Origin of the sequence: Micromonospora sp. NPDC049274 (assembly GCF_040678875.1) — a bacterium.
Lineage (GTDB): Bacteria > Actinomycetota > Actinomycetes > Mycobacteriales > Micromonosporaceae > Micromonospora.
Genome location: NZ_JBFAQS010000023.1, coordinates 1 through 19,331 on the forward strand (window position 1 = coordinate 1; position 19,331 = coordinate 19,331).

Annotated in this window: 15 protein-coding genes; 12 read left to right on the forward strand and 3 right to left on the reverse strand. The window is 74.5% G+C overall.

The genetic code is table 11. The features are described from left to right. Nucleotides 1-139: 139 nt before the first annotated feature. Nucleotides 140-2,161: a hypothetical protein gene (locus tag AB0K10_RS29935; RefSeq protein WP_363689053.1), complete on the reverse strand. Its 2,022-nt coding sequence runs from the start codon at nt 2,159-2,161 to the stop codon at nt 140-142. On the opposite strand from AB0K10_RS29935, the gene AB0K10_RS29940 reads away from it, so the two are divergent. Together AB0K10_RS29940 and AB0K10_RS29945 are read left to right on the forward strand one after the other, a co-directional pair. Further along, nucleotides 2,150-3,232 carry a hypothetical protein gene (locus AB0K10_RS29940; RefSeq protein WP_363689178.1) on the forward strand — a complete coding sequence of 361 codons (1,083 nt, stop codon included), beginning with the start codon at nt 2,150-2,152 and terminating at the stop codon, nt 3,230-3,232. The genes AB0K10_RS29935 and AB0K10_RS29940 overlap by 12 nt on opposite strands. Further along, nucleotides 3,229-4,254 (forward strand): HAD-IIA family hydrolase, encoded by a 1,026-nt coding sequence (locus AB0K10_RS29945; RefSeq protein WP_363689055.1) that lies wholly within the window; start codon nt 3,229-3,231, stop codon nt 4,252-4,254. The genes AB0K10_RS29940 and AB0K10_RS29945 overlap by 4 nt, the downstream gene beginning before the upstream one ends. 18 nt (nt 4,255-4,272) lie before the next feature. On the opposite strand, the gene AB0K10_RS29950 is transcribed toward AB0K10_RS29945, so the two are convergent. After that, the gene (locus AB0K10_RS29950) at nt 4,273-4,611 is read right to left on the reverse strand and encodes an SCP2 sterol-binding domain-containing protein (protein ID WP_363689057.1); all 339 of its coding nucleotides are present in this window, start codon (nt 4,609-4,611) and stop codon (nt 4,273-4,275) included. Nucleotides 4,612-4,723: 112 nt separating this feature from the next. Between AB0K10_RS29950 and AB0K10_RS29955 the strand changes: the two genes are divergently transcribed. The 5 genes from AB0K10_RS29955 (at nt 4,724) to AB0K10_RS29975 (ending at nt 11,480) form a co-directional block, all read left to right on the forward strand. Continuing rightward, a complete protein-coding gene (locus AB0K10_RS29955; protein ID WP_363689059.1) occupies nt 4,724-5,428 on the forward strand; it encodes a hypothetical protein in 705 nt (234 codons plus the stop codon). Continuing rightward, complete coding sequence (locus AB0K10_RS29960) at nt 5,425-5,724, forward strand: hypothetical protein (RefSeq protein ID WP_363689061.1); 300 nt, start codon at nt 5,425-5,427, stop codon at nt 5,722-5,724. The genes AB0K10_RS29955 and AB0K10_RS29960 overlap by 4 nt, the downstream gene beginning before the upstream one ends. 38 nt (nt 5,725-5,762) lie before the next feature. Further along, nucleotides 5,763-6,623 (forward strand): TlyA family RNA methyltransferase, encoded by an 861-nt coding sequence (locus AB0K10_RS29965; protein WP_363689063.1) that lies wholly within the window; start codon nt 5,763-5,765, stop codon nt 6,621-6,623. Between the two features lie 94 nt (nt 6,624-6,717). After that, the gene (locus tag AB0K10_RS29970) at nt 6,718-7,602 is read left to right on the forward strand and encodes an NAD kinase (protein ID WP_363689065.1); all 885 of its coding nucleotides are present in this window, start codon (nt 6,718-6,720) and stop codon (nt 7,600-7,602) included. A 158-nt stretch (nt 7,603-7,760) separates the two neighbouring features. Then, entirely contained in the window at nt 7,761-11,480 is a 3,720-nt protein-coding gene (locus AB0K10_RS29975; protein ID WP_363689067.1) for a S8 family serine peptidase, read from the forward strand. Between the two features lie 55 nt (nt 11,481-11,535). Here the strand turns inward: AB0K10_RS29975 and AB0K10_RS29980 are convergent, their stop codons facing one another. Continuing rightward, nucleotides 11,536-12,555 (reverse strand): helix-turn-helix domain-containing protein, encoded by a 1,020-nt coding sequence (locus tag AB0K10_RS29980; protein WP_363689069.1) that lies wholly within the window; start codon nt 12,553-12,555, stop codon nt 11,536-11,538. A gap of 103 nt (nt 12,556-12,658) precedes the next feature. Here AB0K10_RS29980 and recN point away from each other — a divergent pair, with 103 nt between their 5' ends. From recN to AB0K10_RS30005, 5 genes are all read left to right on the forward strand, one after another. Then, nucleotides 12,659-14,416 (forward strand): DNA repair protein RecN, encoded by a 1,758-nt coding sequence (gene recN / locus AB0K10_RS29985; protein WP_363689071.1) that lies wholly within the window; start codon nt 12,659-12,661, stop codon nt 14,414-14,416. Nucleotides 14,417-14,535: 119 nt separating this feature from the next. Next, a complete protein-coding gene (gene steA, locus AB0K10_RS29990) occupies nt 14,536-15,714 on the forward strand; it encodes a putative cytokinetic ring protein SteA (protein ID WP_363689073.1) in 1,179 nt (392 codons plus the stop codon). A 27-nt stretch (nt 15,715-15,741) separates the two neighbouring features. Then, nucleotides 15,742-16,686, forward strand: coding sequence for a copper transporter (locus tag AB0K10_RS29995; RefSeq protein WP_363689075.1), 945 nt, complete (start codon nt 15,742-15,744; stop codon nt 16,684-16,686). A gap of 61 nt (nt 16,687-16,747) precedes the next feature. Next, nucleotides 16,748-17,614 (forward strand): hypothetical protein, encoded by an 867-nt coding sequence (locus AB0K10_RS30000; protein WP_363689077.1) that lies wholly within the window; start codon nt 16,748-16,750, stop codon nt 17,612-17,614. Nucleotide 17,615: 1 nt separating this feature from the next. After that, entirely contained in the window at nt 17,616-19,310 is a 1,695-nt protein-coding gene (locus AB0K10_RS30005; RefSeq protein ID WP_363689079.1) for a lipid II flippase MurJ, read from the forward strand. Nucleotides 19,311-19,331: the final 21 nt, after the last annotated feature.

Sequence of the window (19,331 nt, forward strand, 5' to 3'; positions counted from 1 at the left end):
CGATGGTACTGCACTCGTGAGGGTGTGGGAGAGTAGGACACCGCCGGACAATCTTCCAGTCGAGGGCCGCCCCATCCGGGTCGGCCCTCGACTGCGTAGCGCCATTGGTGGCGCAATCAGGAAGGATGTACCTGTGAGTTCAGGACCGCAGGGCGGAGATCGTCCCCGTCGTTACGAAGACCGCACCGACGGCCCGGGTGGCCGCGACCGTGGTGCGCGCCGCGACGACCGGCCCCCGTACCGGGGAGATCGGGACAACGCCGGCGGCGCCCGAGGCGGATACGCCGGCGGTCGTGATGGTGGTTCCCGTGGCGGCGACCGCGATGGCTCCCGTTCCGGTGCGCCGCGTGAGGGCGGCTTCCGCGGTGGTGACCGTCGCGAGGGTGGCGGCTTCCGTGGTGGCGACCGCGACGGCTCCCGTTCCGGCGCGCCGCGTGAGGGTGGCTTCCGTGGCGGCGACCGTGAGGGCGGCTTCCGTGGTGGCGACCGCGACGGTTCCCGTTCTGGCGCTCCGCGTGAGGGTGGCTTCCGTGGTGGCGACCGCGAGGGCGGTTTCCGTGGTGGTGACCGTCGTGAGGGTGGTTACCAGGGTGGCGGTGACCGTGGTCGTTCCGGCCCGCCTCGCGAGGGTGGCTTCCGTGGCGGCGACCGCGAAGGTGGCTTCCGTGGCGGTGACCGTCGCGAGGGTGGCGGCTTCCGTGGCGGCGACCGTGATGGTTCGCGCTCTGGCGCTCCGCGTGAGGGTGGCTTCCGTGGCGGCGACCGCGAAGGTGGCTTCCGTGGCGGTGACCGTCGCGAGGGTGGCGGCTTCCGTGGCGGCGACCGTGATGGTTCGCGCTCTGGCGCTCCGCGTGAGGGTGGCTTCCGTGGCGGCGACCGCGAGGGTGGTTTCCGTGGTGGTGACCGTCGTGAGGGTGGTTACCAGGGTGGCGGTGACCGTGGTCGTTCCGGCCCGCCCCGCGAGGGTGGCTTCCGTGGCGGCGACCGCCGCGAGGGTGGCTTCCGCGGTGGCGACCGCGAGGGTGGCTTCCGTGGTGGCGACCGCGATGGCTCGCGCACTGGTGCGCCGCGTGAGGGTGGCTTCCGTGGCGGCGACCGCGAGGGCGGTTTCCGCGGTGGCGAACGCCGCGAGGGTGGCGGCTTCCGTGGCGGCGACCGTGATGGCTCGCGCTCTGGCGCTCCGCGTGAGGGTGGCTTCCGTGGCGGCGACCGCGAGGGCGGTTTCCGTGGTGGTGACCGTCGTGAGGGTGGTTACCAGGGTGGCGGTGACCGTGGTCGTTCCGGCCCGCCCCGTGAGGGCGGTTTCCGTGATGGCCCGCGCTCTGGCGCTCCGCGCGAGGGTGGCTTCCGTGGCGGCGACCGCGAGGGTGGCTTCCGTGGCGGCGACCGCCGTGAAGGCGGCTTCCGGGGCGGCGACCGTGACGGTTCGCGTTCCGGTGCTCCGCGTGAGGGTGGCTTCCGGGGCGGCGACCGCGACGGTTCGCGCTCTGGCGCGCCGCGTGAGGGTGGCTTCCGGGGCGGCGACCGCGACGGTTCGCGCTCTGGCGCGCCGCGCGAGGGTGGCTTCCGTGGCGGCGACCGCGAAGGTGGCTTCCGCGGCGGTGACCGCCGTGAGGGTGGTTACCAGGGTGGCGGTGACCGTGGTCGTTCCGGCCCGCCCCGCGAGGGTGGCTTCCGTGGCGGCGACCGCGAAGGTGGCTTCCGCGGTGGCGACCGCCGTGAAGGTGGCTTCCGGGGCGGCGAGCGGGACGGCTCCCGCGCACCGCGTGAGGGTGGTTTCCGTGGTGGTGACCGCCGTGAGGGTGGTTACCAGGGTGGCGGTGACCGTGGTCGTTCCGGCCCGCCCCGCGAGGGTGGCTTCCGTGGCGGCGACCGCGAGGGTGGCTTCCGGGGCGGTGACCGTCGCGAGGGCGGTGCGTCCCGTGAGGGCGGCTTCCGCAGCGGAGGGGACCGCGACGGTGGGTTCCGCGCCGACGAGCGGCCACGTCGTGAGGGGGACTTCCGGCGCGACGACCGTGGCCCGGGCTCCGAGTCGTCCGAGGGCGGACGCAGTCTGGCCCCCGTGTTGCCGGACGACATCGTCGCGACCGACCTCGACAAGGACGTCCGTGCCGAGCTGCTCTCGCTGAACAAGCCGGTCGCCGAGACGGTGGCGCGGCACCTGGTCGCCACCGGTCAGCTGATCGACGAGGACCCGGCCGAGGCGTTGGCGCACGCGCTGGCCGCCCGACGGCTCGCGTCGCGCATCTCCGCGGTCCGTGAGGCGGTAGGCCTGGCCGCGTACCACGCGGGGGAGTGGCAGACGGCGATCGCCGAGCTGCGGACGTACCACCGGATGACCGGCCTGCAGAGTCACCTGGCCGTGCTCGCCGACTGCGAGCGCGCCCTGGGCCGGCCGGAGCGGGCCATCGACCTGTTCCGCGGCGCCGACCAGGCGAAGCTGGACCAGGCCGTCGCGATCGAGTTGCTGATCGTCGCGGCCGGGGCACGGGGTGACCTCGGCCAGAAGGACGCCGCTGTCGCGATGCTCCAGGTGCCGGACCTCACCAGCGAGGCGACGGTGCCGTGGACGGCGCGACTGCGGTACGCGTACGCCGACGCGCTGCTCGCGGTGGGCCGACGCGAGGAGGCCCGCGAGTGGTTCTCCCGCGCCGCCGACGTGGACACCGAGGGCGAGACCGACGCCGCGGAGCGGCTGCTGGAACTCGACGGCGTCGTCATCGAGGGAGATGACGAGGACGAGGCCGAGGAGATCGCCGCGGGTCCGGGTGCGCCCGGCTCGGTGCCGGCCCAGCCCGACACCGATCTCACCGCAGGCGACGACGTCGACGACTCCGACACGTCCGACCGCGACGTCCACGCCGAGGCCGACGGTCTCGACGACGAGGACGAGGACTTCGACGACGACGAGGACGACGACGCGGAGGACGACGAGGGCGAGGACGACCGCGGCGACGACGACGAGGACGACGACGAGGACTTCGACGACGACGAGGAGGACGGCGTCGCCGGCCGCTCGGGCGACGGCGAGGACGTCGACGGCGAGGACGAGGACCGCCACGCTGACGAGAGCGGCACCTCCTCGGCAACCGCCACCGACCCGACCACGCCCGCCAGCGACGACAGCCGCGCGGACGACACGCTGAGCGGCGACACGCTGAGCGGCGGCACGGTCGACGGCGGCGGGACCGCCCCCACCCGGGGTGACGAGTCGGAGTCGACGCAGCGATGAGCGGGGGCGCCGGGAAGCGGCTGATCGACGGGTACACCCTGGTGGTCTTCGACCTGGACGGGGTGATCTACCTGATCGACCGGCCGATTCCCGGCGCGGTCGACGCGGTGGCCCGGCTGCATGCCGAGGGGCGGTCGGTGGCGTACGCCACCAACAACGCCTCACGCCGTTCCAGCGACGTCGCCGACCTGCTGACCGGGATGGGCGTGCCGGCGCGGCCGGAGGAGGTTCTCACCTCCGCCGCCGCGTCGGCGGAGCTGCTGCGGGACCGGCTGCCGGCCGGCGCGCCGGTGCTGGTGGTCGGCGCGGAGGCGCTGCGCGCCGAGCTGCGCGCGGTCGGGCTGACCCCGGTCAGCCGCGCCGACGAGAAGCCGGCCGCTGTGGTGCAGGGCTACGGTCCGCAGGTCGGCTGGGCCGAGCTGGCCGAGGCGTCCGTCGCGGTACGGGCGGGGGCGATCTGGGTCGCCACCAACACCGACCGGACGCTGCCCAGCCCCCGGGGCCCGCTGCCGGGCAACGGGTCACTGGTCGCGGTGCTGCGGACCGCGTTGGAACGGGACCCGGACCTGGTGGTCGGCAAGCCGGAGTCGGCGCTGTTCGAGACCGCCGCCCGGCGCGGCGACGGCGGCCAGGTCCTGGTCGTCGGGGACCGGCTGGACACCGACATCGAGGGCGCCCGCCGAGCGGGGCTGGACAGCCTGCTCGTGCTCACCGGCGTCAGCGACGTACCCGAGCTGCTCTCGGCCGAGCCACGACGGCGGCCCACGTACGTCGCGCGGGACCTGGCGGGGCTCTTCGACCCGGCGGCGGCCGTGCGGGTCCCCGGCTCGGCGGACGCCGGCGGCTGGTCCGTCACGGACCGTGCGGGGACGCTGGAACTGGCCGGCGCGGGTCGGCCGCTGGACGCTCTCGCGGCGCTCTGCGCGGCGGCCTGGGCGACTTCGGCGCCGCCCGTGATCCGCCCGGCGGGCCCGGACGCGGCTGCCGCGCTGGAGAGCTTCGGGCTGGCCGCCGACGGGTGACGCCGTCGGGCGCGCTCGTCAGAGCAGCTTGCGCAGCTTCATCAGGTCGAACGGGTTGGCCTTGATCGACACCCGACGGGACGTGACAGCCCTGGTGACGTCCAGGTCACCACGGACCAGGGCGAGCAGATCGTCGCTGGACGTGCTCAACGCGATCTTGGCCTTCGGGTCGTCACCGTCGGTCAGCTCGACCAGCCGTCCACCGCTGATCCGCCCGTGGAACGCCGTGTCCAGGTCGGTGATCCGGCAGGCCAACGTCCGTTCCAGGTCGATCCGTTCGCGGACCGTCTCGGCGTTGCGGTCCAACCGGGCGGCCAGCTCCTGCAACGCCTGCCGGCACTCGTCCACGCTGGCCACATCTCCCCCTCGCCGATCGCCACGCCGTCCCCGGCACCGTACCGCACAGGACAGTCGGCGGTGCCCGGTAGCGTGACACCTGCAGACCGGCGCCGGATGGAAGGACTCAGGCATGCAGGACGCGTGGCGCGCCTACCTCGAACTGGCCATGGGCCTGGCGGAGGCGCCCCGGAAGAAGGCCCAGGACGCGGTGCGTCGCCTCGTCGGCTCCGGCGGCGCGACAGCCGCCCAGCTCCAGGCCCTCGGCGAGGAGCTGGTCACCACCGGCGCCGCCAACCGGGAGTCGCTGACCAAGCTGGTCCGCTTCGAGGTCGACCGGGCCCTCGGCGCGGTCGGTCTCGCCACCGCCGACGAGGTGGCCGAGCTGACGCGACGCGTGCGCGACCTGGAACGGCAACTACGCGAGGCGCGCGCCGCCGAGCCGCGCACGGCGCCGACGGGCGAGCCGGCTGCCGAACGGCCCGGCGAGCCGACACCGCAGCCCGACCCGACCCGCGCCGCACAGCCCGGCACCGGCCTCGTGCCGTCGAACGCCCCGGTCTCCGCTCCGGTCGCGAAGAAGGCCGTCGCGAAGAAGGCCGTCGCGAAGAAGGCCATCGTGAAGAAGCCGCCGGCGACGATCAGCCGGACCGCTGACGACACCCCGGCGCCGGCCGCCGTGCCGGTCACGGCCGACACCCCGACGCCCGAGGCCGTGCCGGTCAGGGACGAGACCTCGACGTCGGCGGCTCCCTCGGCCCACGACGACATTCCGACACCGGCGGCGATGCCGGCCAAGAAGGCGGTCCGCAAGCGCCGCCCGGACGGTGACTCGTGAGCGACGCCGCCCGTCCGGGCCCGCCGCCCGGCATCCGCCCCGGTCCGCCCGGAGGCTTGCGGCCCGGGTCGCCGCAGGCCGGGTCGTTCGCCGCCCGACCGGACCCACCTGTGGGTGCCCGCCCCGGCCCGCCGCCCGAGGACGTCGGCGACGACACGGCCCGCCACCCCGCGGTGGACGCGGCCGTGCGGGCCATGGACAACGCGGCGACGCTCGCCCCGGCCGACCAGATCGCACAGTACGAGGCGGCCTACGAGACGCTGCGCGAGACGCTCGCCACCATCGACCAGACCTGAGCAGGACGACCAGGTCGGACAGATCCGGAGAACCACCCATGGCACGTCGCAACCGGCTGGACGCCGAACTCGTCCGCCGCGGGCTGGCCCGCTCCCGTGAGCAGGCCGCCGCGCTGGTCGAGGCCGGCCGGGTCCAGCTGCGCGGAGTGCCCGCGCGTAAGGCCGCCGCGATGGTCGACCCCGCCGATCCGCTGCTGGTCACCGGCGCGGACCCGACCGAGGAGTACGTCTCCCGGGGCGGGCACAAACTCGCCGGGGCGCTGGCCGCGTTCGGGCCCGGGGGGCTGCGCGTCGCCGGGCGGCGCTGCCTGGACGCCGGCGCGTCGACCGGGGGCTTCACCGACGTGCTGCTGCGCGCCGACGCCGCCGAGGTGGTGGCCGTGGACGTCGGCTACGGGCAGCTCGCCTGGTCGCTGCGCACCGACGAGCGCGTCCGCGTCCTGGAACGCACAAACGTCCGTACCCTCGTCGCGGACGCGATCGGCGGACCTGTCGATCTGACGGTGGCCGACCTGTCGTTCATCTCGTTGCGGTTGGTGCTGCCGGCCCTGGCCGGCTGCACCCGCGACGACGGTGACCTGGCGCTGATGGTGAAGCCGCAGTTCGAGGTGGGCAAGCAGCGGGTCGGCGCCGGCGGGGTGGTCCGCGACCCGGCGCTGCGCGCCGAGGCGGTGCTCGACGTGGCCGGCGCGGCGGCTCAGCTCGGCCTCGGGTTGGCCGACGTGGCCGCCAGCCCGCTGCCCGGGCCCAGCGGCAACGTCGAGTTCTTCGTATGGTTGCGCCGGGGCGCACCACCGGCCGACCCGCAGCGGGTGCGGGCCGTGGTGGAGGCCGGGCCGGACGGTCCGACGACGGCCGGCGACGTGCCGGGCGTGGCGGCGGAGGAGGTCGCAGGGTGAACGCGAACAGCGAGCGGCGCACGACGGCACACGGTCGTGCCGGTGCGGCGGCGATGACGGTGTGCCGTCCGATGGCGGACGGGCGGCCGGTCCGATGAGCCGCACGGCGCTGCTGGTGACCCACACGGGCCGTCGACGCAGCACCGAGCACGCCCGGTCGGTCGCCGCCGACCTCATCGCCGCGGACTTCGAGGTGCGGGTGGTCGCCGAGGAGGCCGACGACCTCGACCTGCCCGGGACGGTTCCGGTCGCCGGCCCGGAGGCCGCCGAGGGCGCCGAGATCGTCTTCGCGCTCGGCGGGGACGGCACCTTCCTGCGCGCGGCCGAGCTGGCCCGCCCGGCGAAGGCGCCGCTGCTCGGCATCAACCTCGGCAAGGTGGGCTTCCTCGCCGAGGCGGAGATCAACGACCTGGACACCGCGGTCCGGGACGTCGTCGAGCGCAACTACACGGTGCACGAGCGGCTCACGCTCGACGTCACGGCCGAGTTCGACGGCGGCCCGACCATCGAGTCCTGGGCGCTCAACGAGATCAGCGTCGAGAAGGGGGAGCGGGCGCAGATGCTCGAACTCCTCGTCGACGTGGACGGCCGCCCGCTGTCCCGCTACGGCTGCGACGGCGTGGTCTGCGCCACCCCCACCGGCTCCACCGCGTACGCGTTCTCCGGAGGCGGTCCGGTGGTCTGGCCGGAGGTGGAGGCCCTGCTGCTGGTGCCGATCAGCGCGCACGCGTTGTTCAGCCGCCCTCTGGTCACCGCGCCCACGTCGACGTTCGTCATCACCGTCGACCCGTTCACCACCCTCGCCGTGCTCGCCTGCGACGGCCGGCGGGTCTACGACCTGCCGCCGGGCGCCCGGGTGACGGTGCGTCGGGGCGCCCTGCCGGTGCGCATCGTCCGGCTGCGCGCCCGTCCGTTCACCGACCGGCTGGTCGCCAAGTTCGGTCTGCCGGTGCACGGCTGGCGGGGCAGCCGCCGGTGACCGTGGCGCACACCGTCGGTGTCCGGCGGTTGTCCACCTGACGACATGTCGCCGCTGCGGCGGCTGAACGCTAGTGACCTGGTTGTGTGCTGCGTCGCAGACTCCGATCGGTCCTCATCTACGGATGGCGGGCCCATCGGAGTAGAGGAGCGCAACGCATGCACTGGTCCCCCCGCTGGCTCAGCGCCGGCGCGGTCGGCGCGCTGGTGGTCGGCCTCGCCGCACCGGCGTCCGCCGAGCCGCCCGTCCGGCCCACCGGCCCGAGCCTGGGCGCGTCCGCCCCGGGCGCCGCGCCCGTCCGCATCACCCTCATCACCGGCGACCAGGTCGAGCTGGCGCCGGCCGCGCCGGGCCGGGTCGCTGCCACCGTACGTCCGGGACCCGGGCGGGAGCGGGTCATCTTCCAAACCCTGGAGGTCGACGGCGGGCTGCGGGTGCTGCCCAGCGACGCCCTGCCCTACGTCTCCAGCGGTGTCCTCGACGCCAACCTGTTCGACGTGCAGGAGTTGGCCGCGGACGGGTACGGCGACGCCGCCCAGGGCGCGCTGCCGCTGATCGTGCGCTACCAGGAGCCGGCCGCCGGCCGGGTCCGGCCGCTCGGCGGCGTCACCGACGCCCGCCCCCTGCCGAGCATCAACGGCGCCGCGCTGCGGGTCGGCAAGGCCGACGTGGGTGGCCTGTGGAGCACCCTCGCCGGCGCGCCGACGGCCCGCGCCACGGCCGCCGCGCCCCGCCTGGGCGGCGGTGTCGCCCACGTCTGGCTGGACGGGCGGGTGCGTCCGACGCTGGAGCACAGCGTCCCGCAGATCGGCGCCCCGACGGCCTGGGCGGCCGGCCGCGACGGCAGCGGCGTGAAGGTGGCCGTGCTCGACACCGGCGTCGACGCCACCCACCCGGACCTGGCCGGGCGGATCGCCGAGGCGCGGGACTTCTCCGGCAGCGGCAGCGCCCGGGACGGCCACGGCCACGGCACGCACGTCGCGGCCACCATCGCGGGCAGCGGCGCCGCGTCGGCGGGGCTGCGCAAGGGCGTCGCACCCGGCGCGCGACTGCTTGTCGGCAAGGTGCTCGACGACAACGGCTCCGGCTACGACTCGGCCATCATCGCCGGCATGGAGTGGGCCGCCCACTCCGGCGCGAAGGTGGTCAGCATGAGCCTCGGCGGCGACCCGACCGACGGCACCGACCCGATGAGCCAGGCCGTTAACGACCTGACCGCCGAGACCGGCGCGCTCTTCGTGGTCGCCGCCGGCAACGCGGGCGCGGCGCGTACCGTCGGCTCGCCAGGCGCGGCCGCCGCGGCGCTCACCGTGGGCGCGGTGGACCGCGACGACAACCTGGCGGAGTTCTCCAGCCGCGGGCCGCGCCTGGGCGACAACGGCCTGAAGCCCGAGATCACCGCGCCGGGCGTCGGCATCATCGCCGCGCGGGCCGCCGGCACCACAATGGGTACGCCGGTGGGCGACGCCTACACGGCCGCTTCCGGAACCTCGATGGCCACCCCGCACGTGGCGGGCGCGGCGGCGATCCTCGCGCAGGACCACCCGGACTGGTCCGCCGGGAGGCTGAAGGACGCGCTGGTCAGCACCACGAAGGCGAACCCGGCGCTTACCGTCTTCGAGCAGGGCGGCGGTCGGGTCGACGTGGCGCGGGCGCTCACCCAGCGGGTGTACGCGTCGGCCACCGCCGACTTCGGCCGGGTCACCACGGGCGGCGCGGCGGTGCAGCGGAGCGTGACGTACACCAACGACACGTCCGGCACGCAGACCCTGCGGCTGGCCCTGGAGCTGCGCAACCTGGACAGCGGCGCGGCCGAGACCGACGGCGTGACCGTCGGGTCCGGCGAGGTGACCGTGCCGGCGGGCGGCAGCGTGGCCGTGCCGCTGCGCGCCGACCCGGCGAAGCTGGCCCGGGGCCCGCACGGCGGCTGGCTGGTCGCGACCGGCGCGGACGGTGTCGCCGTCCGCACGCCGGTGGGGCTCACCGTCAGCGGCCCGCTGCACCAGGTCACCGTGAAGGTTCTGGACCGGCAGGGTCAACTGACCCTCTCGCCGGGGCTCACCCTCTACGGCGAGCAGCCCGAGTCGGACTTCTGGGGCTGGTGGCCGGGCGAGGGCACCCTGCAGGTCGAGGAGGGCACGTACCTGCTGACCGCGCTGATCGAGCACGGCGCCCCCCTCGACGAGCAGCTGACCGAGGCCGTCGAGCCGGAGCTGACAGTCGACCGGGATCTGACAGTGGTGCTCGACGCCCGCAAGGGCACGCCGGTGCGGATCGAGACGCCGAAGCCCAGCGAGCAGCGGGCCACGCTCAGCTACTACGTGCACCGGGTGCTCGGCAACGGCCGACAGATCGACCACGGCGTGATGGCGTACAGCACCGTCCAGCAGGTCAACGTCACGCCGACGCGCCCGGTGCGTCAGGGTGAGTTCGAGTTCGCCTCGCGTTGGCAGCTCGTCGCGCCGATGGTGGACGCGACGATCAGCGGGGTTTCCGGTCCGTCGGACATCAATCTGCTGGGCACGTCGCCGGCGCCGACCGGTCGGCGGAAGCTGCCGCTGGTCTGGGCCGGCGCCGGCACCCCGGCCGAGTTGGCGCGGGCGCGGGGCGCTGCCGCGCTGCTCGCCGCCGACCCGAACCGGAGCGAGGACGAGCAGGTGGCCGCCGCGGCGGCAGCCGGCGCCGCCGTGGTGCTGATCGTCCGGCCGCAGGACCAGAGCGCGTGGACGGTCTGGCGGCCGGCCGGGGAGCGGCTGCCGATCCCGGCGCTGGTCGTCGCGTACGACGACGGGCAGCGGCTGATCGCGGCGGCGCGCAGGGGCCGGGCGACGCTGGACCTGACGCTGACCGTGGACAGCCCCTACCTGTACGACGTGTGGCAGGTGTCGAAGGGCCGGGTGCCGGAGCGGATCGTGCACACGGTGACCGCCCGGAACACCGCCGAGGTGACCGCCAGCTACGGCGACACGGGCGCGGGCTGGGCCACCGAGGAGCGGTTCGGTTGGCGTCCATGGCAGGAGTACTCCTGGAACGACGACCAGCGCCTGGTCCGCAACGGGACCACCCGGCAGGAGTTCGTCAGCGCCGGGGACTCCTGGTGGCAGCACCGGGTGCTGCACAAGGAGATGTACATGCAGTGGGGGCAGTTGACAGGTGGGCTGACCCAGGCGCCCCGACGGTACGCCGCCGACGACCGGGAGGCCGAGACCTGGCACGCCCCGGTGGTCCGTCCGGCCGTGCCGGCCAGCGGGGCGCCGGTGCCCACGCGTACGGGCGACAGCCTGGACGTGCGGGTGCCCGAGTTCGTCGACGCCGACGGGCACTACAGCGTGGCGGGCAACAGCGAGGAGTCGGACACCGTCGAGGCTCGCCTCAGCCGCGACGGGCAGCTGATCGCCGACCTGTCCGACGGCTGGGCGCCGGTGCCGACCACCGCCGGAGCGGCCCGCTACCGCCTCGACGTGACGACCCGGCGGGCCTCGGACCAGTGGCGCTACGCCACCCGTACCGACACGGCGTGGCAGTTCACCTCGGCCCGGCCGGCGGGTGACGCGGCGGTGCCGCTGTCGCTGTTGCAGGTGGACTACCGGGTGCCGGCCGACCTGCTCGGCGCCGTCCCCGGCCACCGGCCGCACCAGCTGGGCCTGACCCTGCGCCAGCCGAGGGGAGTCGCCGCGCCGACGGGCACCAGCCTGCGGGTGGAGGTCTCCTTCGACGAGGGGATCACCTGGCGGGCCGCGCCGACCAGAGGGTCGGGAACCCGCTGGACCGCGACCGTCCCGGCCGGGCACGGCACCGTGTCGCTGCGGGTGCACGCCACCGACCGGGCCGGGAACTCCGTCGACCAGACGGTGCTGCGGGCGTACGGGCTGCGTTGACCGGGGCGTGACCAGTGGGGCCCGCCGTCGCGCCGACGGCGGGCCCCGCCACGTTTCAGAGCCAGCCGCGCCGGGCGACCTGGAACGCCAGCCCGGGTCGGGTGTCCACGCCAGCGGCGTCCATCAGATCGGCGAGGCGGCGCTGCACCGTCCGGCGGCTCACCCCGAGCTGGGAGGCGATGGACTTGTCCGGTACGCCCGCCACGAACAACGACAGCAGCCGGGCCTCGTCGGCGTCGGGCTGGTAGCCGTCGACCGGACGGTCCTCGGCCTCGTCGCGCCGGCTCTCCATCGTCGCGACGGCGAGCGGGTCGTCGAGCCGCAGCCGGGTGGCCACCCGCCAGTGGCTCTCGAAGAGGGCGAGCAGCGCGTCGAGCAGTTGGCTGCGGCCGATCACGGCGGCGCTCGGCTCGCCGCCGTCGCGGTCGGGCACCAGCGGGCAGATCGCGGTGCGGGCGTCCACGATGGCCAGTCGGACCGGCAGCCGGTCCAGCACACGGGCCTGCTCACCGGCGGCGACCCCCTTGGCCAGGTCCGCGAGGGCGCCCGGCTCCAGCAGCAGGTCCCGCTCGTAGATGGCCCGGTAGGTCACCCCGCGCGCCAGCGCGTCGAACTCCTCGACGTTCTCCGGGCCGGCCATGGCCAGCGGGTTGGCCCGGCAGAACCAGAGCACCTCGCTGCGGGCCGAGTTCTGCAGGTCACGCAGCCGGTCGCGCAGCACCCGGCCGCCCCGGATCACCTCGACCAGGTGGTCCACGTGGTGGCGGCGCAGCCCGGCGCGGTACTCCTCGGCCAGCTGGGTGACCCGGCGCCGGGCCGCCTCCAGATCCTCCTGGTGGCGCAGCAGCGTCGCGCCCAGGGCGACGTCCGGTGCTCGGGGGCGCAGCGGGGCGTCCGGGTCGCTGTCGGTGGGCTGCACCAGACCCTTGGCCCGCAACGCCTCGACCTGCTGGACGACCTGCGCCCGGGGCCGGTGCAGCCGGTGGACCAGCTCGTCCACCCGGGCCGTGGTGAGCTGGAGCAGGCAGCGGTAGAGCTCCTCCTCGGCGGGGGTCAGGCCGATCACGTCCAACACGGGGCAAGACTGTACGTCGGCGGGGTGCGGGCCGCATCGGGGCCCGGGTCGTGGGGCCCGTCGGCTGGTCAACTGTCGGCCCTCGCGTCTACTGTCGGGTGCTGTGCTGGAAGAGCTGCGCATCACCGGACTCGGCGTCATCGAGGACACCACGCTGCCGTTGACCGGCGGGATGAACGTCATCACCGGCGAGACCGGTGCCGGCAAGACGATGGTGGTGACCGGCCTCGGCCTGCTCTTCGGCGGCCGGGCCGACGCCGGGCGGGTCCGTGCCCAACCGGGCCGGGCCGTGGTCGAGGGGCGTCTGCGGCTCTCCGGCCGGGTCGCCGACGCGGTGCACGCCCGGATCAGCGACGCCGGTGGCGAGCCCGACGAGGACGGCTCGCTGCTGCTGAGCCGCACGGTGACGGTGGAGGGCCGCTCCCGGGCCCACGTCGGCGGCCGGAGCATGCCCGTGTCGATGCTGGGCGAGGTCGGCGAGCAGGCGGTGGCCGTGCACGGCCAGTCCGACCAGTTGCGGCTGCTGCGCCCGGCCGAGCAGCGGGCCGCTCTGGACCGGTTCGCCGGGCCGGCGCACGAGAAGCTGCTCGACGCGCTGCGTGAGGCGTACACCGGGTGGCGGCGGGTGGTCGACGACCTGGCCGACCGGCGGCGCAACGCCCGCGAGCGCAACCAGGAGGCAGACCTGCTGCGGCTGGGCCTCGACGAGATCACCCGCGTCGACCCGCAGCCCGGCGAGGACGACGAGCTGAAGACCGAGGCGCAGCGGCTGGAGCACGCCGAGGGTCTGCGGACGGCCGCTCAGGTGGCCCAGCAGTGCGTGGCCGGCGGCGCGGAGGCGGCCGACGAGACACCGGACGCGACGGCGCTGCTCGGCACGGCCCGACGCACCCTGGAGGCGCAGTCCGGCACCGACCCGGCGTTGGGCGAGCTGGCGGCCCGCCTGGAGGAGGCGGCCACGCTGGTGACCGACGTCTCCGCGGAGCTGTCGGCGTACCTGGCGACCCTCGACGCGGATCCGGCCCGGTTGCAGCACGTCTACGAGCGGCGGGCCGCGCTGCGGGCGTTGACCCGCAAGTACGCCGACGACGTCGACGGGGTGATCGCCTGGGCCGACCGGGCCCGCACCCGACTGTCCGACCTGGACACGTCCGACGACCTGCTCGACGAGCTGGACCGTGAGGGGCAGCGGCTGGCGGGTGAGGTGGCCGACCTGGCCTCCCGGGTGTCGGTGTCCCGGCAGGAGGCGGCGGTCCGCTTCGCCGACCAGGTCACCGTGGAGTTGGCCGGTCTGGCCATGCCGCACGCCCGGATCGAGGTGGCGGTGCTGCCCCGACCGGCCGGGCGGGCCGAGCCGACGCTGACGGTCAACGGCGTCGAGGCGGGTGTCGCGGCGGACGGCGGCGACGAGGTGGAGCTGCGGTTGCTGGCCCACCCGGGCGCGCCGTCGTTGCCGTTGCAGCGCGGCGCCTCCGGCGGTGAGCTGTCCCGGGTGATGCTCGCCATCGAGGTGGTCTTCGCCGGCTCGGGCGGTCCGCCCACGCTTGTCTTCGACGAGGTGGACGCGGGCGTCGGCGGTCAGGCCGCGGTGGAGATCGGCCGTCGGCTGGCCCGGCTGGCCCGCAGCCACCAGGTGTTGGTCGTCACCCACCTGCCGCAGGTGGCCGCGTTCGCCGACCGGCATCTGGTGGTGGCGAAGGACACCGGCGGCGCGGTGACCACCAGCGGGGTGCGGGTCGTGGAGGACACCGAGCGCGCCCGGGAACTGGCCCGGATGCTGGCCGGTTTGCCCGATTCGGATCTGGGTATCGCTCATGCCGAGGAGCTTCTGGCCGTCGCCGCCAAGGAAAGGCGGTTGTGACGCCGCGTATTGTGAGCGCAAGCACACCGGCTTGTGCCGGGGTGTGCTTCCCTGGATAGGCGGCCCTGCTCAGGCATGTCGCGACAGATTTGCCTGCCTCACATGCCAGGATGGTCACGATGCGTCTACCCACGTTGCGCCGGAACCGAAACGCGGAGCCGGGCAGAGTCCTCGGCACCGCGCGCCTTGATCGTCGGACAAAACGCCTGGTCGGTCGGCTACGCCCCGGTGACATCGCGGTCATCGACCACGTCGACCTGGACCGGGTGGCGGCCGACTCGTTGGTCGCTGTCGGTGTCGCGGCGGTCCTCAACGCCAAGCCGTCGGTCTCCGGCCGCTACCCCAACCTCGGGCCGGAGGTGCTGATCGCCGCCGGCATCCCGCTCCTGGACGATCTCGGGGAGGGCGTCTTCGAGCGGATCCGCGAGGGCGACCAGGTGCGGATCGATGGCAACACCGTGTTCGCCGGCGAGGAGCCGGTGGCGCACGGCATCCTGCAGGACGCCGAGTCGGTCGCCAAGGCGATGTCCGACGCCCGGGAGGGGCTGTCGGTGCAGTTGGAGGCGTTCGCCGCCAACACGATGGACTACCTGCGCCAGGAACGCGACCTGCTGCTCGACGGCGTGGGCGTCCCGGACATCCAGACCCAGATCCAGGGTCGGCACTGCCTGATCGTGGTGCGCGGCTACGACTACAAGGCCGACCTGGACGTGCTGCGCCCGTACATCCGGGAGTTCAAGCCGGTCCTGATCGGCGTGGACGGCGGCGCGGACGCGCTGGTCGAGGCCGGCTACACCCCCGACATGATCATCGGGGACATGGATTCGGTCACCGACGACGTGCTGCGCTGCGGCGCCGAGGTGATCGTGCACGCCTACCCGGACGGGCGGGCGCCCGGCCTGCCCCGCGTCAACGGCCTCGGCGTCCCGGCCATCACCTTCCCGGCCGCGGCGACAAGCGAGGACCTGGCGATGCTGCTGGCCGACGAGAAGGGCGCGTCCCTCCTCGTCGCGGTCGGCACCCACGCCACGCTCGTCGAATTCCTGGACAAGGGGCGCGGTGGGATGGCCTCGACGTTCCTGACCCGGTTGAAGGTCGGGGGCAAGCTGGTCGACGCCAAGGGTGTGAGCCGGCTCTACCGGCAGAGCATCTCCGGCTCGTCGTTGTTGTTGCTGCTGCTCTCGGCGATCGCGGCGATGGCCTCCGCGGTGGCGGTCTCCACCGTCGGGAAGGCGTACCTGGGCGTGGTCGCCGAGTGGTGGGACAATTTCGTGTTCCAGCTGTACCGGCTGTTCTAGTTCCCGACCGATCAAGAGGCTGCAAGCGTGATCAACTTTCGCTACCACGTGGTGTCCCTCACCGCGGTCTTCCTGGCTCTGGCGATCGGCCTGGTGGTCGGCACGGCCGCCCTCAACGGTCCGGTCGCCGACTCGCTCAAGGAGCAGGTCACCGGACTGCGCAAGGACAACCAGCAGTTGCGGCAGCAGGTCAACAGCATGGAGAAGCAGCTCGGGCTGGAGGAGGAGTTCGCCGAGCAGGTGTCCCAGGTCGTTCTCCCCGGCACCCTGACCGGTCGCCGGGTGGTGGTGCTCAGCCTGCCCAACGGGCGCGACCACACCGAGGGCGTGCTCAAGAAGATCCAGCAGGCCGGCGCCACCATCACCGGCCGGGTCGACCTGCAGGACAAGTTCATCAACCCGGACAACAACTCCAACCTGCTGGAGCTGGCCGTCACCGCCGCCCGCCCGACCGCGCAGACCACCGGCCTGCCCGGCAACGGGCACGGCGTCGAGACCTCCAGCGCGCTGCTGGCAAGCGTCCTGCTGGACCGGCCGCAGGGCGTCGCGCCGGTCAGCGACGCCGACCGACGGGCGGTGCTCGCCGCTTACAACAACGCGGGCTACCTCACCACCGACGACAACAAGGTCACCGGGTCGGCCGAGGCGGTCGTCGTCGTCAGCGGGCAGCCGTACGTCGACAAGGACTCCGAGAAGCGGGACGAGTCGGTCGTCAAGATCGCCGAACAGTTCGACCGGACCGGGTCGATCGTGGTGAGCGGCAACGGCTCCGTCGGCGGCAATGTGGTGTCGGTGGTCCGCGGCGACCCGGTGCTGTCCCAGACCATCTCCACGGTCGACAACGCCAACACCGTGCAGGGTCAGTTCGTCAGCAGCCTCGCCCTGGCACAGCAGCTCACCGAGAAGAAGGCCGGCCAGTACGGCGTCGGTGACAACGCCGCCTCCGGCCTGTTGCCTAGACTGCCCCAGTGAGCGAACGACGTACCCCCGTGTCCGGAACCGACGCGACCCTGCGCCCGAGCGAGGTGACGGCGTGAGGATGCTGGGCCGGCTGCTGATCGCCGGCGCCGGCGCGGCCGCCGCCCGCTACGCGCTGCGCGAGGTGCGGACCGCCCCGGTGGGGCCGGCGCTGGAGCGCACCAACTTCCGGGGCCGTACGGTGACGCTCGCCGCCGGGCCGGCGCTCGCCGCCGGCGCGACAGCCGCGGGCGTGTTCGGCGCCACCAGTGCCGCCTCCGGTGGCGCTGCCCTGGTCGCGGGCCTGGGCGCCGGCGGTGTCGGGCTCTACGACGACGTGGTCGGGGCCCGCCCGGAGCAGAAGACGGCCAAGGGCTTCGCCGGGCACCTCGCCGCGCTGCGAGAGGGTCGGGTCACCGCCGGGCTGGTCAAGGTCATCGGGGTGGGCGCGGCCGGGCTGGGCGCGGCCGCGCTGCTCGCCGCCGACCCCCGGGTCGCCGCGCACCCGCGCCGCCAGCGCCACGGCGCACTCGGTCGGGGTGTCGACGTGCTGCTCGGCGCCGGGGTGATCGCCGGCACCGCCAACCTGCTCAACCTGCTCGACCTGCGGCCCGGCCGGGCCATCAAGTCCGGGCTGCTGCTGGGCGCGCCGCTGGCCGGCGGCCCGCACGGCGGGATCGCCGCCGGCGCGGTCGGCGCCGCGGCGGGCCTGCTCCGCGACGACCTGTCCGAGGACGTGATGCTCGGCGACAGCGGCGCGAACGCGCTCGGCGCCCTGCTCGGCGTCGCCCTCGCTGCCCGCAGCGGCCCTCTCGGCCGGGCCGGTCTGCTCGCCGTGCTCACCGGGCTGACCGCCGCCAGCGAGAAGATCAGCTTCACGGCGGTGATCCAGCGGACCCCGGGCCTGCGGCAGCTCGACGCGCTGGGCCGACGCGCCGACTGACGTGACCAGACCGGCACCCCTCGCCGGCGCCGGCCGGCTGGCCGGGGCAGCCGCGCTCATCGCCGTCCTCACCGTGCTCAGCCGGCTCGCCGGCTTCGGCCGTACCGCCGTGTTCACCGTGGGCCTGGGCCACACCGACCTCGGCGGCACCTACGTGGTGGCCAACGCGGTGCCGAACTTCATCTTCGAGATCGTCGCCGGGGGAGCGCTGGCCAGCCTCGTCGTACCGCTGCTGGCCGGCGCGGTCGCGGCGGACGACCGGACGGCCGTCGCCCGGACCACCGGGGCGCTGCTGACCTGGACGCTGGCCCTGCTGGTCCCGCTCGCCCTGCTCGTGGTGTTCGCCGCCGGACCGGTGATCGGACTGCTCGGCGACGGGTTGACCGCCGCCCAGCAGCAGAGCGGAGTACGCATGCTGCGGGTCTTCGCGCCGCAACTGCCGCTGTACGGAATCGGCATCGTGCTCACCGGGGTGCTCCAGGCGCACCGGCGCTTCGCCTGGCCGGTGCTCGCGCCGTTGCTGTCCAGCCTCACCGTCATCGTCGTCTACCTCGTGTTCGGCGCGACCGAGGGCCGGTACGCCACCGTCGGCGAGGTGAGCCGAGGCGGCGAGTTGCTGCTCTCCGGCGGCACCACCCTCGGTGTGGTGGTGCTGTCGTTGTCGCTGCTGATTCCGGTCGGCCGGTTGCGCCTCGGGCTGCGCCCCGGATTCGGCTTCACCACCGACGCGCGGGCCCGCGTCGGCGGGTTGGCGGTGGCAGGCGCGGTCACCGTCACCACCCAGCAGATCGCCCTGATCGTCAGCCTGAGCCAGGTCACGTACGGTGCGGCGACCAACCCCAGCGTCTACAACCTGGCGCAGACCGTCTACCTGCTGCCGTGGGCGGTGCTGGCGGTGCCGCTGGCCGTCGCGGCCTATCCGACCCTCGCGGCGGCGCGGTCGGCCGGCGACGAGGACGGCTACCGGGCGACCCTGGCCCCGGCCGTGCGGGGAGTGCTGCTGTTCAGTTGTCTCGGCGCGGCCGCGCTGATCGGGACGGCCGGCCCGGTCGGGCACTTCTTCTTCCCGGCATCCACCGCGCCGACGGCCGCCGCCGCGATCATCGGGTACGCGCCGGGCCTGGTCGGCTACGGCCTCTTCGCGATCCTCACCCGGGCCCTCTACGCCCGGGGCGAGACCCGGGCGGCGACGGCCGCGACCGCCATCGGCTTCCTGGTGGTGCCGCCCGTCGTCCTGGTGCTCCGTGCGCTCCTGCCGCTGGGCGACCGCGTGCTCGCCGTGACGTCCGCCAACTCGGTGGGCATGGTGGTGCTCGGCGTGTTACTGGTCACGGCGGTGCTGCGCAGCGCCGGCCGACCGGCACTGGCCGGCGCGGCGCGCGCCGCTGCGGCCGGTGGCCTCGCCGGGCTGCTCGCCGCGCTCGCCGGGCTGGGCCTGAGTCGCTGGCTCGACAGGCTGGACGGCGGCACCCCGACGACGCTTGCGGCACTCGGTCAGGGCATGCTGTCCGGGGTTCTGGTCGGTGTCGTGTTCCTCGTCGTGGTCTGGTTCGTCGACCGGCGGGACGTACGGCCGCTACTGACCGGGGTGGTACGCCGCCTCGGCCGGCGAGGGCCGCGGGGCCGGTCCGGCACGTCGACGCCGGGCGCGGTCCCCCCGGAGCGGGGCGACGGGAAGGAGACGGCGGTTCGGTGAGCGTTGTCAACGGGAACCGGC

Coding starts and splice junctions, on each gene's coding strand:
- AB0K10_RS29955 (WP_363689059.1), top strand. CDS start 4,724: ATGCAGGACGCGTGGCGCGCCTACCTCGAACTGGCCATGGGCCTGGCG.
- AB0K10_RS29975 (WP_363689067.1), top strand. CDS start 7,761: ATGCACTGGTCCCCCCGCTGGCTCAGCGCCGGCGCGGTCGGCGCGCTG.
- AB0K10_RS29970 (WP_363689065.1), top strand. CDS start 6,718: ATGAGCCGCACGGCGCTGCTGGTGACCCACACGGGCCGTCGACGCAGC.
- steA (WP_363689073.1), top strand. CDS start 14,536: ATGCGTCTACCCACGTTGCGCCGGAACCGAAACGCGGAGCCGGGCAGA.
- AB0K10_RS29965 (WP_363689063.1), top strand. CDS start 5,763: ATGGCACGTCGCAACCGGCTGGACGCCGAACTCGTCCGCCGCGGGCTG.
- AB0K10_RS29945 (WP_363689055.1), top strand. CDS start 3,229: ATGAGCGGGGGCGCCGGGAAGCGGCTGATCGACGGGTACACCCTGGTG.